Source organism: Rhodopseudomonas sp. BAL398, assembly GCF_033001325.1.
GTDB lineage: Bacteria > Pseudomonadota > Alphaproteobacteria > Rhizobiales > Xanthobacteraceae > JARJEH01.
On sequence record NZ_CP133111.1, the window covers coordinates 5,614,574 to 5,631,900 of the forward strand.

A 17,327-nucleotide genomic window follows, 5' to 3' on the forward strand; every position below is an offset into this window, starting at 1 on the left:
AAGGGGAGGAAGAACCATGACTGATCAGGCGAGCGCGGTATCGTTCGACGAAGCGCCGGTAACAAAGCGCTATTGGCTATCGATTGTCCTTTTTGCCATTACAGGCGTCGTCGATTTCTTCGACTTCTTCGTGGTCGGCTTTCTTGTATCGGTGCTGGCGCCGAAATGGCATCTGACCTTCGGGCAGACCTCGATCATGCTGATGAGCGCCGGGGTCGGCGCCATGCTGGGCTCGGTGGTTGCGGGCTTTCTTGCCGATCGCTTCGGTCGCAAACCGCTGGCGGTTGGTGGTATCCTGATTTGCGGAATCAGTTCCGGAGCGATTGCGCTGATTCCGGAAGATGGATGGGTTCTCTTTGCGATCCTGCGGTTCTTCGTCGGCTTCGGACTCGCAGCGGGCGCGGCGGCCGCTGTTCCGGCCATCGTCGAATTCGCTCCGACCCGCCACCGGACTTTGGTCACCAGCCTGGTATTCGTCCCGATCGCATTCGGCGTGCTATCGGCCTCGATCGGGGCGAGCTTCCTGCTGCCGTTGGTGGGCTGGCGCGGGCTTGCGGCAGTCGGCTTCCTGCCGATCATCCTGGCAATGCTGACCTGGATTGTGATGCCGGAGTCGCCGCGTTGGTTGATCAGCAAGGGTCGGTCGCGGGAGGCGCAGACCAGTATCCGCAAGCTTTATCGGGTCGGCGATCGGCCCCTTGCGTTTCCGGTTGTCACGGTGGCGACCCCGGCGCGGTTCTCGGACCTGTTTGCCGAGCAGCGACGCTTCTGGCTGACGGTGCTGACCTGGCTGGGCGCCAGCACCGCAGTCTATGGCGTGTTCCTGTGGGGGCCGACGATCGTCGCCCTGTTGCTCCATGTCGCGCCGAAGGATGCGGCGAAGATGTTCATCTTTGTCAGCATCGCAGGGGTGCTTGGCCGTGCTGGGTTTGCGTTCTTGGCGCATCGCGTCGGCCGCAAGCCGTGCGGTCAGCTGATGGGCTATGGCACCGCGATCTCGCTGGGACTGGCCGCGTATTTTCACAACGACTTTGTCGGCACCGTGCCGCTGTTCCTGGTGTTTTTGATAGCCGGCGCGCTGTTCTTCGACGGCGGATTTTCCAACCTCGTCCCCTATCCGGCGGAGATCTTCCCGGTTCAACTGAGCGGGCGAGCCGTCGGGTTGGCCCAACTCGCCAATGGCGTCGGCAAGATCGTCGGTCCGCTCTGTCTGGCGTTGATCGCGGGGGCGGACAATCTGGTTCAACCGCAAGCGACTGCATCGGCGGTGATGCCGGCATTCCTGTTCCTAGCGGGTTCAGGCCTGCTGGTCGGGCTCGCCTTTACGCTACTCGGTGAGGAACCGCACGGGCGGCCGGTCGCGCTGACCAGCGGCAAACGGGTCGGGACTCTGACGCTTGACCAGATGCCGGCAAAAACAGCGGTGTAATCAAATGAAAAACGAATTCGTGAATGATCTACGAGGCAGCAAACAATTAGGCGCGCCGTTCGACACCGGCAAGCTCGACCGGTTGATGGACGAAGCAGGTATCGACGTCATAGTCGCGACCTCACGTCACAACGTGCAGTATCTGCTCGGTGGCTATCGCTTCTTTTTCTTCGACGTGATGGAGGCGATCGGCACCAGCCGCTATCTGCCGGCGTTCATCTACCAGAAAGGCCGACCTGAATCGGCCGCCTATATCGGCAATCGCATGGAGGCATTCGAGCACGAAAACGGCAGCATCTGGACCCCGGTCGTCAAGACGGCGACCTGGGGGACTCTCGATACGATCGGAGCGGTGATTGACCACGTCCGAAAGCTCGGTGGCGACACGGGCAGAATCGGTATCGAAACCGGCTTCCTGCCGTCGGACGCCAAGGACGTGCTGGCGCGTCTCGACGGCATCGAGTTGCGGGACGCGCATTTCGTTCTGGAACGCCTGCGCGCCGTGAAGTCGCACGCCGAAATTGATTTGATCCGGCAGGCTTCCGAGCGCGTCGTCGACGCAATGGGGGCCACATTCGGGGTCTGTGGCGCCGGGATGACCAAGCAGGATATTGTGCAGAACCTGAAGCGCGAAGAGCAGGAGCGCGATCTCGTATTCGAATATTGCTTGATCGCTGCGGGCACCAGCCACAACCGTGCGCCGTCGGGGCAGCGGTTGGCGCTGGGCGACGTGATCTCGCTGGACTCCGGCGGCAACTACCGTGGCTATATCGGCGACCTTAGCCGTATGGGCATCATCGGCGAGCCTGATGCGGAATTGATCGAACTGTTGCAGGAGGTCGAGGCGATCCAGCAATCTGCCCGGCGTCCCATCAAGCCCGGTGTGTCGGGCGGCGACATCATCGCGGCGGGAATGTCGGTCGTCGAATCGTCGCCACATCGCGACGTCCTCGATTTCACCGCGCACGGAATTGGGCTCGTCAGCCACGAGGCGCCGCGCCTCACCGCAAACGGACCCGTGCCATATCCGGCCTTCGATGCCGATCGGCCTCTCGAGGAAGGAATGGTGATCTCCATCGAAACGGCGCTTCTGCACCCCAGGCGCGGCTATATCAAGCTCGAGGACACCCTGATTGTCACGGCCGATGGCTGGGAAGCTCCGGGTGACGTGAGGCGTGGTTGGACCGTTGCTCTGTCAGGATAACGGATAGTTGTGCAGCGCAACCGACCGGTCAGATCGTGAATGCAAGTGGTTCCCGGCGAGGACACGATGAGCCGAAGCTGGCTCACGGTGGAGCGATCCATTCATCAACGCTAAGTTCGTAGCGCGATCGGGATCGGATTCTCATCGCGCACCCACGTCGGCGAGAGTTTCTCGCCGCGCGAGAGCATGACCGCTACAACGTATGACGCCACGGCATTGGTACTTGGCGAAAACCGTCCCCAGATCGCTCGATGCCGATCAAGCCGGGAAACCCCAAATGCATGCCCATCACCGGCATTTTGTCGGTGGCCACCATATCGAACACGCGACGTCGGGTCTCGGCAGCGCCCTGCGGATCGACATCGAACACCACGCCCGCCTGCGGAATGGCCATCTGCACTTCGGGCACATGCACGATGTCTCCCCAGATCAAAAGCGTGTCCGTGCCCGAGCTGAGCAGCCCCATGCTGTGACCCGGAGTGTGCCCTGGCGCCTTCAATGCGGTGACGCCCGGAAACACATCTCCTTCGTGGAATAGCCGCAGACGGTTTCGATAAGGTGCAAGCTGTTCGCGCGGACAATCGAAGAACAGCGCGAGCTGGTCCTTGGCGGCCCGCTGCATCATCGCGTCGTCCATCCAGTACGCATATTCTGCCGCACTGACCACCAATTCGGCGTTCGGAAAACGCGCCTCGCCGCTGACCCTATTGGTCAATCCGCCGCAATGATCCGGATGGATATGGGTCAGTAGAACGGTGTCGACCGCAAGATTGTCGATGCCCGCCGCGGCGAGAACGGATGGAAGACGTCCGGCATTGCGCCCCATATAGTCGCCCGCTCCCGTGTCGATCAGCATCGTGCGACCCGCTTGCTGAATCACGAACGTATTGATTTCGACGACCGGTGACGGTCGCCCGCCGCGCAGCAGGATCGCCTTTGCGGTGTCAGGATCGACGTTGCGAAGGACGCTCTCAGCGCCCTTGACGTATCCGTCCGATAGAGCGGTGACGAGGATTTCGCCGACGCGGACGCGATAGATTGCCGGCACTTGCGTGGCTGCCGCCGCCGTGCTGAATTCGACTGATACGGACAAGGCTAAGATTCCTCTCACCAGGCCGGCAGATTTCGCCATTCGTCATCGTTGCCGAGAACAGCTTTCTCGGCGTCGTAGCTGTAGAGCCAGTGTTGCTCGGGCGTGATGCGATCGCCGAACGCCTCGTTTTTCTTTCGGAACCGCTCGTTCCGCCGCGCCACTGCGTCTGCATCAGCGAGGTGATACCAGCCTTCGGCTTCACGCGAATGCCGAACCATTCGGTTGGCGCGCTCCAATCGCAGCCCTTCATATTGGTTCAATGCGTTTTCTGGATTTGCGGCGCCAAGCTGCAGACACCGCGCCAACACCCACGCGTCCTCGATTCCCTGCCCGGCACCGGAAGCGTGGTAGGGCAGCATCGCATGCGCGGCATCCCCCATCAGCGCGATGCGGCCGGACACCCAGCTGTCCAACGGATTTCGATCGTACATCGCCGTGACGAAGGTCTGCTTGGTGGCGGCGACGATGCGGGCCGGTCTGTCATACCAACCCTTGAATGCAGCCAGAATTTCATCTTTCGAGGCGGTCTGCGACCACGATTCCTGCTTGTTGCCATTGCTCGGACCGGTCGCTAGCCAGTTCAGCTTGCGACCGCCGGACATGTAGTAATACACAAACGACAGATTTGGCCCCATGTCGATATAGGCGGATACGGGGATTTCGAGATCGCTGACGTCGGCGGCGTCGAGCACGCCGCGCCAGGACACGTACCCCGACGCGCGCGGCGGGTCCGGCTTAAAGATCTGCTCGCGAACGACGGAGTGGATCCCGTCTGCACCGATCACCACATCGCCCTCGAAGCGCTCACCGTTCTCGCACACGACCCAGGCCTGATTACCGTCCTGACCCATCGACTTGACCTTGTGGCCCATCCGCACCTTGCTGTGGTCGAGGCGTCGCGTTAGCGCATCGATCACATCCGGACGATAGGCGTGATAATAGGCGCTGCCATAGATCGCCCTGACCTGCGGCTTGAGCGCGACGCGCAGCACAGTCTCGCCAGTGTCCCAAACCGAATATTTGTGAAAGTCCGGCTCAGCGCAGAAGCTCTCGAGATCGTCGCCCAGCCCCAGCCATGTCAGGATACGAACCGCGTTCGGGCTGAGCTGGATGCCCGCACCGACCTCGCCGAAGCTCGTGGCCTGCTCGAGAAGCACGTAATCCACCTTAGCCTTCTGCAGACTGAGCGCCAGTGCCGAGCCGCCGATTCCCGCACCGATGATGATGACCTTCATTTTGTTCTCCTTCTCGACTTGAGCAGCCAATCGCCGCGAAACAAATGGTTCAACGTGCCGCAGATCCCTCGCGGAAACACCAAGATGCAGATGACGACCAGCAGGCCGTACAGCAGCGAGTCGAAGCCGGGCAGATTGCCGCCGAACTCCCCCCTCAGCCACTCACCGAGAGGAAACAGCAAGATGGTGCCGATCACCGGCCCCCACACCGTTCCCATACCGCCGACCATCGTGAACAGGATCACCTTGATGGTGATGGACGGTCCGAAGAACGTCAGCGGATTCACGAACATGAGATATTGCGCGTAGATCGATCCCCCCAACGCGGTCAGAGCGCCGCTCGCGGCAAGCGCGACCATGCGTTCGCGCGCGGGGCTGATGCCCATGGCCTTCGCCGCCAGCGGATTTTCGCGGACCGCTCGGAACCGGTAACCAGGCGCCGATTGCGATAGCGCGGCGACGACGATCTGACAGACGACCAGAAACCCCACGGCGGTCCACAGATACGACGCATCGGAGCCGAACTGCATGGCGCCCCAGCCGTTGGCCGACGGCAGGCTGATGCCGCGACTAGCACCGAACGGCTCGAAGCTGTCGAGACTGATATAGGCCATCTCGGCGATCGCAAGCGTCATCACCGCGAAGGCGAGATCGCCGATGGCGCAGCGCTCCGCCAACCAAGCTATAGCCACCCCGGCGAGCGCCGCGAGCAGGGCGCCCGCAATCATGCCGATCCATGGGCTGATGCCGTAATGGCTAAACAGCAGCACCGACGTGTAGGCGCCGATGCCGAAGAACAATCCATGCCCGAACGAGAACGTTCCTGCGATGCCGCCCGCGAGATTCCACGCCGACGCGACGCCAGCATAGATCACGGCGAGAAACACCACGCCGACCCAATAATGCGGCATCGTCTCGGCCACTGCGAGCGCGGCAACGATGACCAAAGCGTTGAGCGCGACTTGTAGCAAAGCTGTCTTCATGGCCGGAACCTCATGGCCGCGAAGCCGCCAGGGCGGAGCATCAGCACGCCGACCAGCAGTGCATAAGGCAGCAGTGCGCCGAACGACCCGGGAAGAAACAGCAGCCCGAGCGCCTGAGCGACCCCGACGACCAGTCCCGCGATCATGGTGCCGACCAAGGAGCCCATGCCACCGACGATCATGATGACAAGCGACAGAACGGTGTATTGCAGACCGATGTCCGGTGTGAGCGTCACGATCGAGCTCATCGGCGGCGCGATGATGCCCAGCATGCCGATCCCGATCGCCCATGTCAGTCCCTCGAGACGCTCGACCGACAAGCCGGCCAAACGTGCCGCCAGATTGTCATTCGCCACCGCTCGCACGTAGCGGCCGAAATCTGACCGCTGCAACGCGATTGCCAACGCTCCCAATCCGGCCAGCGAGACCGCCGAACCGGCGATCGTCGTCCGCGTGAACCCGGTGCCGAGAATGTGCACGAATTGCGAGTTGAGCGGATTTTCCACGGACTGCAGATCGCCACCGAAACCGATCAGCATGCCCGCCTCAATGACGAAGGAAAGTCCGAGCAGAAGCTGAACGGCAAGCAAATGATGCCGGGTCCGGATCGGATGGATCAATGCCCAATACAGCGCCCAGCCGACACAGGCCATCAGCGGCACCAGGACCAGCGCGAACAGCAGCGGGTTGATGTCGGTCAGCCGGCTGAGCGCGTAGGTCAAATACATCGCGAGCACGAACAGCGAGCCGTGAGCAAAATTCGTTGTCCCGGAGATGCGATAAATCAGCGTCATTCCAGCCGTCAGAAAGCCCAGCATAAGTCCAGTCAGAAGGCCCTGGATGAGGCCAGACACGACAAGTCCCATCACGTTAGATACACCTTCCCCAGAGCCGCCTCTTTCAACTGCGCGCTATCGCCTTCGAGCACGATGCGGCCTCCGGTCATGACGTAGCCGCGGGTGCACAGATCGAGACTGAGCTCGGCATTCTGCTCCGAGAGCAGGATCGTGGTGCCGGTGGCATGAACCTCTCGTAACGTCGTGAACACTTCATCGATCGCGACCGGGGACAGCCCAAGCGTCGGCTCGTCGATGAGAAGCAGGCGCGGCTCCGCCATCAGCGCGCGGGTGATGACGACGAGCTGCTGCTGGCCGCCGGACAGGGTCCCAGCGCGGCGGGATCGCAATTCGGCGAGTAGCGGAAGCGCACCGAGCAATTCGTCGAGCCGACGGCGACGTGCCCGCGGTTTCAGCCGTGCCCCGCCGACCAGCAAATTTTCCTCGACCGACAAATCGGAAAAGATGTGCCTACCTTCGGGAATCTGGATGACACCCCGGTCGACGACCTGGTTGGAGCGCAGCTCGCCGATGGCCTCGTCGGCGAATTTGATCGAGCCGGAGCGCGCCGGCACCAAGCCGGAAACGGCGCGCAGCAACGTTGTTTTTCCGGCGTTGTTCGGGCCCAGCAACGCGACGCATTCATTGTGGCCGACCCGCATGCTGACGTCGTGCAGCACATCGACCTTTCCGTAGCTGACAAATAGGTTGTCGATTTCAAGCAAAGGATGCTCTCTTCCTTGTGCCGAGATACGCGGCGGTGACGCCGGGATCGCGGGCGACCACCTCCGGAGCGCCCTGCGCGATCATGCGCCCCGACGCCATGACGTAGATGTGTCGACACAGCGACCGCACCACGTGCATGACGTGCTCAACGATGACGACGGCGACGCCGCTCTGGTGGAGCAGCTGTATTTGCTCGCACATGAATTCGGCTTCCGGCAACGTCAGGCCGGCCATGACCTCGTCGAACAAAACGACTTTAGGCCGCGCGAGGATGCAGCGAGCAAGCTCGATCCGCCGGATCATGCCGGGGTTCAGCTCCGTGGCGCACGCGCTCCACGGAATGTCGAAGGTTGCCGCGGCGCTGCGCGCGCGTTCGTGCGCATCCCTCAACTTGCTGTGCAGCAACGCGGCGGTCGTCAGCACATCCCCGGCTGAGAGTTCGGGAAACAGCTCCAGTTCCTGGAAGCTCCGGACGATGCCGAGCCGCGCACGCTGGTGCGCGGGCAAGCTTTCGATCCGTCGCCCATTGAAGCTGATCGTACCAGCGTGCGGCCGCTCGAAGCCGCTGAGCAGGCGAAATAGCGTGCTCTTGCCGGCACCATTGGGGCCGATGATGCCGTAGATCTTGTCGTTTCCGATCGACAGACTCACGTCGCTCACGGCCCGAAGGTGGCCGTAGGATTTGGAGATACCTGATGCCTCGAGCATTGCGTCCGCCTACCAAGCGTAAGAACCGGTTGCGAGATTGGGCGGATAGATCACCGTCTTGTGGCCCTCGTTCCAATGCACGAAGAGTGCGACCGGGTTTTTCGGCTTTCCCGAAGCTTCGTAGGCGACGCCGTTTTCGAACTGCGGCATCGTAACCCGCGGGCTGTCGGCCGGCAGTTGGACCGCGTGCACTGCCGCCGCGAGCTTGGTGGGATCGGACGATTTGGCGTCTTCCAGCGCCTGAACGACCAGCCAGGCAGCCTGGGCGCCAGCCGCCATGCCCTGATCAATCTCCTCGTCCTTGAAGCCGGCCTTGGTGGCCGCCGAGACGAGCCATTCGACGCCCGGCGTCTTCACGCCGTTGTCAAACTGCGCCAGAGCGAAGGTCTTTCCGGACAGCGCCTTCGGGGCGATGTCGCCGAGCAATTGCCACATCCGATCGTTGCTGAACGCGTCCGATCCGCCGATCCAGATGGGCGGGCTCGTGTAGTTTTGCGCGACGCGCGCCTGATGCAGCAGGATCCCGTCCTGCAAATATCCGATCGAGATCACGGCATTCGGATCGGTCGCCTTTACCCGCTGGACGATCGGCGTCATATCCCCGACCTTGGGCGGGAAGCCGAAGGTTTCCAGCACCTTGATGTTAGATTTCTTCAACACGGCGACGGCCGCCTGGCTAGCGGTCTTGCCGTAGTCGTTGTTCGGAAACGTCAGCGCGGTCGTCTTGATGCCGGCGCTGTGATTTTGGTTGAGCCAGTTGACGAATTCGGCGTAGCTCTCGCCGAACTGGCTCGAGGTCATCGAAACGGTCGTAAAGTACTTGTAGTTGCGCTCGAATAGTCCATCGAACGAAGCCTGCGTCGAGATCACGCCGACGCCGGCGCGCTCCGCTACCGGCGCGGCCGCTTCGGCCTCCGGCGTGGAATAAGGCCCGATCACGATCTTCGCCTGTTCCTGGCCGATCAGCCGGCGTGCTTCTTGTGCGGTAGTCACCTGGTCGGACGCATCGTCGGCGACCACCAGATCGAGCTTCGCGCCGCCGAGCGCCTTGATGCCGCCGCTGCGATTGACCTCCTGGATGACCAGATCGACGCCGCGCTTGTTAGCCTGCCCCGCCGAGGCGTAGCGTCCGGACAGCGGCAGCAGCACGCCGATCTTTATATTGGTCTCCGCGGCTAACGCGGCTCCGCACAGGGCGGTCGACGACATCGCCATAACAACGGCACACAGGCCGGCCAGGTAGCCACGTTGTTCGAATTTCCTGCTCATCGTTTCCTACTCCTTTTTGATTGTTGAGTGCCGGCCGATTGTTGCGTTCAATCTTGTGTGGCCGGAACTGCCCCTGGCTGCGGGGCGTTGCGCCGTTCATCCCGTCACGATGGCTCCCGTGCGAGCGAGTTCTTCAATCCTTGCGGCGTCGTAGCCGCAAACCTCGGCTAGCACCGCGCCGGTGTGCTCGCCGAGCCGGGGCGGATAGGACAGTGTCCGATCGGACGACCATTTCAACGGGTTGCCAAGAAACGACAGGCTGTTGCCGGTCGCAGGGTTGACCAGCGTTTCGACCATGCTGCGCAGCGCGGTGACCTCATGGTCGAGCGCTTCGTCGACCTCGTTGAGGGCGCCGGCCGGAATCCGTTCCGCCTTCAGCCGTTCGACCCAATCGGCCGCCGACTTTGTCGAAAAGATCGACTGCAGCGTCTTCGCCAGAACATCGACATGAGCAATCCGCCCCGCCCCCGTGGCGAACCGGTCGTCCTCGGCCAGTTCGGGGTGGCCGACGGCGCTGCTGAACTTCTTGAAGAACGCGTCGCCGGTCGGCGAGATCACGAAGTATTTGCCGTCGGAACCGGAGAACACTTCGCTCGGCGCGATCATGTGATGTCGCGAGCCATTGCGGCGCGGCACTTCACCGGAGATGAAATAGTTCTGCGCCTGCCAAGTCAGCAGCGCCACCTGGCAGTCGAACAACGACACCTGGATTTCCTGGCCCACGCCGCTGCGCGACGCACCGAACAGCGCGCCGACCAGACCCAGCGCCAGATAGAGCCCGCCGGCGAGATCGGCTACCTGATAACCGGCGCGCACCGGCTTGCCGTCGCGCTCGCCGGTCAGGCTCATGAAGCCGGCCTGCGCCTGAATCACGAGATCGAAGGCCGGCGTGCTGCGATACTCGCCCTCGTCGTGGAACCCGATCAACTGCCCGACGCAGATCTTCGGATTGATGGCCTTCAGCGTCTGAAGATCGACACCCAGCCTTTTCGGCACGTCGGGCGCGAAATTGTGGATCACGGCGTCGGAATGTCGGACGAGTTCGTCGAACGCGGCACGTCCACTGTCCTGCTTGAGATCAATTGCGACACTGCGCTTACCGCGATTGACCGACAGGAAGAATGACGACTCCCCGTCCGCGAAATGCGGCGGAACGGCCCGCGCCAGATCGCCGTCGAGCGACTCGATCTTCACCACATCGGCTCCCATCTGCGCAAGCAATTGCCCCGCGAACGGCCCTCCGAGCACCCAACCCATGTCCAGGACGCGGACACCTTCCAACATCGCCATGCATTAAGCTCCATGCAGATTTTGTACGGCCGACACCAGCATCGGCGGCCAAGTCGCGATCCGCTCGCGGTCAATCCCATTGCCGCGTGAAGGCCACAAAATGCTCATCGCTCCGTGCGCGTAGCCGTCGCTCTTCAGAATCGGCACGGATATCGAATTGGTGCCGACGACGCGCTCGCCGGAACTGATCGCGAAGCCGGCCTTCTTCACCTCGGCCAGTTTGGTACGGAGCTTGGTCGGATCGACGATACTTTTTGCGGTGATGCGTTCTAGCTTCTGATCGAACACGGCGGCCTGGACGGACGGATCGCTGAACGCGAGGACCACTCGCCCCCCCGCACTGATGTGCAGCGGAGCGGCGTTTCCGAGCTTGTTGGCGTAGCGGATCGGCTGGGTGCTTTCGATCTCGTAGATCGTCACGTTGAACAGATCCCGCCGCTCCGACAGGCTGACGGTCTCGTTAGTCTGCTGCGCGATGTCGCGCATAATCGGAATGGCGGCAGCGAGCATCGCGTTGCGCCCGAGGGCAGCGCGCGCGAGCAGCAGTGAGGCGGAACCCAGCCCGTAAGCCCCTCCCTCGTGGGCTTCAACAAAACCGTATTTGGTGAAGCTCTGGAGCAGGCGGTGAACGGTCGACTTGTTCATGTCAGCGGCGGTCGCGATCTGCCTCAACGGAACACGCGCACCGTCTTCGCGCTCGCAGAGATCAGCCAGCACCTTCAGAAGCTTCAGACCCTGTTCGAGCGTGCGGCTCATTTACGATCCTTGTGCGTTTCACTATGTGAAACGTCGTTTCATTTATTATCTTTTTTAGAACGGTGCTGTGCCACCGTCAAGTCCGCAGTACCCTGCGAGGCCGACGTTCTCGTTCGTTCGCGGGAGAAGCTCGGTTTCGTCGGTGCTTTGTTCTCAACTCGAACCGCTCCGGCACCGGCGATGGATTGCGAGATCCATCTTTTCGAAGGGGGCGTCGGTGGTATCGATCACGCTCGAGGGCCGGCTCCGCGACGGTGACTACGACCGAGACGCCATGCGTAACGAGGGGCCGATAGATTAAGCGTCGCCGCGCGCGGCCCAAATACCGCGGAGAGCTCGATGAGCAATATCGCAGACCGGTTCGTCCTCGCCGTGGTCGAGGCCATCCATGTCGATCGCAAATCCAGCGCAGGAGTAATCGTTCGATCGATTGCAAGTGTCGGTGTCAGATCATGGCACCTAGTGTCGCTTCGCCAATAAGCGGAGTTTGATTCGCTAGCGGGTATTGCGGACCTGGCGAACCTTAACCCGGGCACAAGAAGCCGCGCGGTCGATGGGCATGCAAGCGCCGCATCGTCGACGACGAAGCACGCCAGATCGCTTTGCGGCTGCCGAAGGGGACTGTTTCGGCCAAGGGCCGAACGGTGGTGCCACTGGTGCGACCGAAGCTCTAGGACCAGCTGCTCGCTGTCGCTGACCCGGAGCCTCAACCGGACAAACCGGGCGATCAACCGATCGGCCCGAAGCCGGGCGGAGGCAAAGCCCCGCGCGGCAAGGTTCCAAAAGAAATGGCCAGGGCGGCCCGCCCTAACGCGCGAGCCCCCATCTCGTGTTCCAGAGCTGCAGTCGAGCTATCTAGACGCTGACAGGGTTCCATATACGCCCGTCGAACTGAACCATTACCTCATTGCTGAACAAATTGCGTGATTCGTTTGATGTCTTGATATGCACGCCAGGCATCATCAGCTTCGAGATGTTGGGCCTGTCCAGGCTGATCGCCGTTTTCAGGAGATTCTCCCGGGTCACCTCGTCACCGAGTTGACCGATGACATCGGCCATGATTTGGGCGAACACATAGGAGCTCAAGCCAGTCCTGTTGTGCGGTTCGAGATCCGGAACATGCTTTTTCATGAAGTCGAAATAGGCCCGCATGGCAGGATCGCTCTCCCATTGAGGATCGCCCGGATCTTTTACGAAGGCGCTCGAATAAATCCCCTTGCAGATCTCCAGCCCGACCGGCCGAAATGTCTCGTAGATCGTACCGAATGCACCGTTGATGATCTGTATCGGCCGCCAACCGATTTCATTCATGCGCTTGATCGACTGCACGGTCGCTCGACCGGTGGACAGATTGATCAGCACCTCCGCGCCGGTCGATTTTAGCGTCACGATCTGAGAGTCGATGGTTGGCTGAGTGATTTCGTAGGACATCTCGGAAACGACCATTTCTTGATTTTCCGGGCCGAGTCCCTTGCGCACTCCCTTGATCATGTCCTTTCCAAAATCGTCGTTCTGATAGAGCATCGCAATCTTAGCACCGGGATGGGCACGGGCAGCAAATTTCCCGTACATCTCACCAATGGTCTGAAGGTCGGGTAGCCCCGGTGTGCTCCACGGTGCGTTCTTGGGATCGTTGAAGCGAGCCGCGCCGCTCGACACGAAGAGCTGCGGGATCTTCTTGATGTTTAGATAGCGCTGGACAGCCGCCTGGGTCGGCGTGCCGAACGAATTGAACGTTGCAAAGACCTCGTCACTCTCGACGAGTCTGCGGGTCACCTCAACCGTCTTTGGTGGACTGTAGGCGTCGTCCAGGGAGATGAGCGAGATCTTTCGACCATTGACGCCACCCTCCGAACTCAGCTTGTCGAAATACGCAGATTGAACGCGCTTAAAGGATCCGGCTCCCGATAGTGGTCCGCTATAGGCGGTCGTCTGGCCCAGTTTGATCTCTTGCGGTGCTGACGCTGCTTTCGCTCGGATCGACGTGAGTGGAAGTGCCAGCCCCCAACCAACTAATGCTCTCCGGGAGATTGTCATCTTAATATCCTTGTGACGATTGACCACAGTGACCAGCTCGCTCAGCTAGCTGCGCCGGGATCTTCGAGATACTGCCATTTGGCACCGTCCTCCATGTCATTGCCGCTTGAGCCCTTTGGCCGATCCGCTCAGATCTGCTTGTGGGGCATCACTCAGTCGAGCGGCGCCCATATCGGCGCGCGCTTCTCGACGAAAGCCACACGGCCTTCGATCCGATCGCCGCTTTTCAGTAACGACTGCACCGCCGGGAGCGCACGCTCGACGACAAACGCGCGCTCGAGATCGGGCTCCTGCATGCCGGCACGGATCGCTTGCTTGGAGGCGCGAATCGCAAGCGGAGATGCTTCGAGAATCTCGGAAGCCCAGACTCTTGCAACGTTGAGCGCTTCGCCACGAGGGACCACCTCGTTGACAAATCCCATGCTGAAGCCCTGCTGTGCCGTCACGCGCCGAGAAGTCAGGATCAAGCCGAGCGCATTTTTCAATCCGATCTGGCGGGGAAGGCGCTGCAATCCGCCCGCTAGTGCCGCCAGACCAACGCGAGGTTCAGGCAGGGAGAAAGTGGCGTGTTCGGCGGCGATGACGATATCGCAGGCAAGCGCGAGTTCGAAGCCGCCGCCGACTGCCAGTCCGTTCACGGCGGCGATGATCGGCTTATCGATGTCGACTCGCCGCGACAGCCCGGCAAAGCCCCGTTCAGGCAATCCCCACGTCCGCTCTGGACCGTCGTATTTGAGATCGTTGCCGGCCGAGAATGCCCTGTCGCCGGCACCGGTGATAATCGCGGCACAGAGCTCCCCATTGCGTCGAAAATCGTCGAACACGATTTCAAGTTCGCGATGCGCCGGCCAATGCAGCGAATTGAAGACGTCGGGCCGGTTCAGCGTCACGATGAGGAGCTTGCCCTCGGTTTGGACTTTGCAAAATTCTAGGATCATCTGCGTTTCCGAATGTTCAGGGGCGGGGAGGGTTGTGCGGCAGACGCGCGTTGCGTAGCTGCGAGCGCCGAAGCTTGCCGGCCTCGTCGTGCAGCGACTGGCTGACGAATTCGAAGCTGTGCGGGATTTTGTAACCAACTAGGCGCTCGTGAAGCCAAGCGCGCAATTCCTGCTCGGCGATCGGGTGTACGGCGTAGACGATCGCGTGAACGCGGGCTCCGAGGTCGCTGTCGGGGAGTCCGATCACGGCACAATCGTTGATCCCCGGATGGTGCTCCAGCGCGGCCTCGACTTCGGCCGGGTACACATTCGCGCCGCCCGAGATGATCATGTCGACCCGGCGGTCGGCGATGAACAGGTAGCCGTCCTCGTCGACCCAGCCCATGTCGCCGACGGTTTCGTAGCCGTTCTGCTGACGAAGTGCCTCGGCGCCGATATAGCGATAGGTCGTGCCGACACCCTGCTTGTGGCGCATGAATATTTCGCCGACCTCGCCGGGGGGCAACTCCTTGCCGCTCTCGTCGAGAATGCGGATCACGTTGTCAAAGGGCCGCCCGACCGAGCCCTTGTGAGACAGCCATTCTGTCCCGGTGATCCAAGTGAAGCCGATCCGTTCGGACGAGCCGTAGAATTCATGAATACGCCCGGCGCCGAGCCATTCGATCCAGCGCTCCTTGAGCCAAGCCGGGCAGCTCGAAGCCGAATGAACGACCATGCGAAGGGAACTGAGGTCGAAGGCATTTCGTTGCGCTTCGTCCAGATCCCAGATCCGACTCATCATCGTCGGCACCACGGGCAGGACATGAATCGCATAGCGTTCCACGGCGGCAAGACATTCGACGGGATCGAACCGCTTCATGATCACGACGTGACCGCCGGCCAACAACGTGCGGTAGGCATAGGCAAACGGCATTCCATGATACAGCGGGCCTGGAATGACGACGCGATCCTCCAGCTCGATGTGCATGCCGGGAGGACCGTCCGGATCGAGCGCGCCGAGATCGGTCGTGAAGATAATTTTCGGTCGACCGGTGCTTCCGCCTGACGTCAGTCCGCGCGGTGGCCGCGAAATGGCATCCTCCTCCAACTTCTCATCCGAGATCGCCTCGTCTGGCGAAAAGGTCGTCGGCAGAACCTGGAACGCGAAGCCGTCATCCGCCGGAAGACCGATTCCGAGGGTCGGCCTGACCAGATCCAGGATGGCTCGACGCTCGGGGGCGGGCAGCTTAGGCGAGATCGGCAATAGCGTCGCGCCGAGTTTTAACCCGGCCAAGACCGTCTCGACGAACGCGATGTCGTTCGGCAGTGCAATAACGATAACGTCACCGGGCTTAACGCCGCGGGAACGATAGTCCCGCGCCAGCCGGTTCGACCGCCGGTCGAGTTCGCGTCGTGACAGTGTGCGCTCTCCGCAGGTGACCATTGGACGGTCCGGCGCGGCTGCGGCGAGCTGGGCGACCCGTGCCCCTACGGAGATCATGATTGCCATGCTGTCGCTGTGCATTCCCTTGTCGTTGAGTCCACCGCGGTCGGGGCGGTCCGATGCGTTCGACGGACTCGCGTCCCTCGACCCTTGCCTCTCTAACGCGAAAGGCTGGTCATGTCGTACGCCGTTGGCTAGTTTCGACCCAATGCCTGACATGCTCGAAGCGGATGTCAAATCCGCTCAAGGACTGCGGAGCTTCAATTTCTGCAGAGAATACAACCACGGGGAGCAAGCGCAGATGTCCGCCGGTTCAACCATTCCTGCCGACCGCGGGCGGCGACTGTTGTCGCTGTGGGCGGAGCGGGGATACGATTTGGAACGGCTGCTCCGCCGCTCCACCATCTCCCGCGAGCTGCTAGCGTCGCGCAACGGGCGTTTCACTCAGCCGCAATTCACTGCGTTCTTCCGATCAGCCGCCGTGATTTTGCGGGACGAGTCATGGGGGCTCTGCCCCTCGCGGATTCCGGTTGGAACGTTCCCGATGATTTGCCGCGCTGCAATAACACAGCCCACGCTGGGCCGCGTATTGAGCTCCGGGCTGGCGAACTACCGCGTGGTCACCCGTGACTTCACAGCGCGCGTCAACACCACCGCGCCAATGGTACGGGTAACGCTTCGCGACGTGATCCCGGACCCCGATGCCCGCAGGCAGTTCCACGCCACTTTTATGTTCTTCCTCTATAGCCTGATGTGCTGGACGACAGAGAAGCGAATTCCGCTTCAGGCGGTTCACTTCGTCTTTTCAGCGTCCGAAGCGAGCGAAGAACTGGCGCGGGCGTTCCGCGCGCCGGTCCACTACAATTCCGAGCAAACCGAACTGATCTTCGAGAAGCGCTGCCTCCGCTTGCCAAACGTTCAGGATCCGCAGGCCTGCGAACAGCTTCTGTCGCAGTGTCCCGGAGCATTGGCGGTAGCGTTCGACGACAAGACCAACGCCACCGAACGCGTTCGCCGCTATCTGCGGACACATCTCGTCGATCGCAACTCCCTCCAGCATACCGCCGCCCATCTCCGGACATCCGCCGCCACGCTGCGCCGGCGTTTGGCCGAGGACGGTACCAATTTTCAGAAGCTAAAGGACGAAGTCCGCCGCGACATTTCGATCAACCTGCTCGTCGAAACCAATATGCGGCTGGAAGATCTCGCCGGACGGGTCGGCTTCTTGGAAGTCAGCGCATTCCATCGCGCTTTCCGGCGCTGGACCGGATGCGCGCCAAGCGATTACCGCAGCGGCAATTCCGGTGATGGCAGAGGCGCCGCCGTTAAGAGCTGTCCGGATCCCGAATGGATGAGCGAAACCGTCAGGTGATGTGAGCGCATCCGCGATGGCTGACGCG

Annotated in this window: 15 protein-coding genes; 3 read left to right on the plus strand and 12 right to left on the minus strand. The window is 61.5% G+C overall.

The window, feature by feature from the left end; translation table 11 throughout:
- The first annotated feature begins 16 nt into the window (after positions 1 to 16).
- Both RBJ75_RS26445 and RBJ75_RS26450 read left to right on the plus strand, forming a co-directional pair.
- The gene (locus RBJ75_RS26445) at positions 17 to 1,429 is read left to right on the plus strand and encodes an MFS transporter (protein WP_044407261.1); all 1,413 of its coding nucleotides are present in this window, start codon (positions 17 to 19) and stop codon (positions 1,427 to 1,429) included.
- Between the two features lie 4 nt (positions 1,430 to 1,433).
- Entirely contained in the window at positions 1,434 to 2,633 is a 1,200-nt protein-coding gene (locus RBJ75_RS26450) for a M24 family metallopeptidase (protein WP_276156900.1), read from the plus strand.
- Positions 2,634 to 2,826: 193 nt separating this feature from the next.
- Here the strand turns inward: RBJ75_RS26450 and RBJ75_RS26455 are convergent, their stop codons facing one another.
- From RBJ75_RS26455 to RBJ75_RS26510, 12 genes are all read right to left on the minus strand, one after another.
- Positions 2,827 to 3,726 (minus strand): MBL fold metallo-hydrolase, encoded by a 900-nt coding sequence (locus RBJ75_RS26455; RefSeq protein WP_160297914.1) that lies wholly within the window; start codon positions 3,724 to 3,726, stop codon positions 2,827 to 2,829.
- 14 nt (positions 3,727 to 3,740) lie between these two features.
- Entirely contained in the window at positions 3,741 to 4,961 is a 1,221-nt protein-coding gene (locus RBJ75_RS26460; protein ID WP_044406540.1) for an FAD-dependent monooxygenase, read from the minus strand.
- The gene (locus RBJ75_RS26465; RefSeq protein ID WP_317528563.1) at positions 4,958 to 5,908 is read right to left on the minus strand and encodes a branched-chain amino acid ABC transporter permease; all 951 of its coding nucleotides are present in this window, start codon (positions 5,906 to 5,908) and stop codon (positions 4,958 to 4,960) included. Before RBJ75_RS26465 ends, RBJ75_RS26460 begins: the two co-directional genes overlap by 4 nt.
- A 32-nt stretch (positions 5,909 to 5,940) precedes the next feature.
- The gene (locus tag RBJ75_RS26470) at positions 5,941 to 6,738 is read right to left on the minus strand and encodes a branched-chain amino acid ABC transporter permease (protein ID WP_234707322.1); all 798 of its coding nucleotides are present in this window, start codon (positions 6,736 to 6,738) and stop codon (positions 5,941 to 5,943) included.
- 71 nt (positions 6,739 to 6,809) lie between these two features.
- Positions 6,810 to 7,505 carry an ABC transporter ATP-binding protein gene (locus RBJ75_RS26475; RefSeq protein ID WP_044406534.1) on the minus strand — a complete coding sequence of 232 codons (696 nt, stop codon included), beginning with the start codon at positions 7,503 to 7,505 and terminating at the stop codon, positions 6,810 to 6,812.
- Positions 7,498 to 8,214 (minus strand): ABC transporter ATP-binding protein, encoded by a 717-nt coding sequence (locus RBJ75_RS26480; protein ID WP_044406531.1) that lies wholly within the window; start codon positions 8,212 to 8,214, stop codon positions 7,498 to 7,500. The genes RBJ75_RS26475 and RBJ75_RS26480 overlap by 8 nt, the downstream gene beginning before the upstream one ends.
- A gap of 9 nt (positions 8,215 to 8,223) precedes the next feature.
- A complete protein-coding gene (locus RBJ75_RS26485; RefSeq protein WP_080900886.1) occupies positions 8,224 to 9,483 on the minus strand; it encodes an ABC transporter substrate-binding protein in 1,260 nt (419 codons plus the stop codon).
- Between the two features lie 96 nt (positions 9,484 to 9,579).
- Positions 9,580 to 10,773, minus strand: coding sequence for a CaiB/BaiF CoA transferase family protein (locus RBJ75_RS26490; protein ID WP_201776297.1), 1,194 nt, complete (start codon positions 10,771 to 10,773; stop codon positions 9,580 to 9,582).
- A gap of 3 nt (positions 10,774 to 10,776) precedes the next feature.
- Positions 10,777 to 11,529 (minus strand): IclR family transcriptional regulator, encoded by a 753-nt coding sequence (locus tag RBJ75_RS26495; RefSeq protein WP_044406525.1) that lies wholly within the window; start codon positions 11,527 to 11,529, stop codon positions 10,777 to 10,779.
- A gap of 855 nt (positions 11,530 to 12,384) precedes the next feature.
- Entirely contained in the window at positions 12,385 to 13,566 is a 1,182-nt protein-coding gene (locus RBJ75_RS26500) for an ABC transporter substrate-binding protein (protein WP_044417812.1), read from the minus strand.
- A 152-nt stretch (positions 13,567 to 13,718) separates the two neighbouring features.
- Positions 13,719 to 14,504 carry an enoyl-CoA hydratase-related protein gene (locus tag RBJ75_RS26505; RefSeq protein ID WP_044417810.1) on the minus strand — a complete coding sequence of 262 codons (786 nt, stop codon included), beginning with the start codon at positions 14,502 to 14,504 and terminating at the stop codon, positions 13,719 to 13,721.
- 16 nt (positions 14,505 to 14,520) lie between these two features.
- Positions 14,521 to 16,008 carry an AMP-binding protein gene (locus RBJ75_RS26510; protein WP_276156902.1) on the minus strand — a complete coding sequence of 496 codons (1,488 nt, stop codon included), beginning with the start codon at positions 16,006 to 16,008 and terminating at the stop codon, positions 14,521 to 14,523.
- 127 nt (positions 16,009 to 16,135) lie between these two features.
- Between RBJ75_RS26510 and RBJ75_RS26515 the strand changes: the two genes are divergently transcribed.
- Positions 16,136 to 17,299, plus strand: coding sequence for an AraC family transcriptional regulator (locus tag RBJ75_RS26515; protein ID WP_160297944.1), 1,164 nt, complete (start codon positions 16,136 to 16,138; stop codon positions 17,297 to 17,299).
- Positions 17,300 to 17,327: the final 28 nt, after the last annotated feature.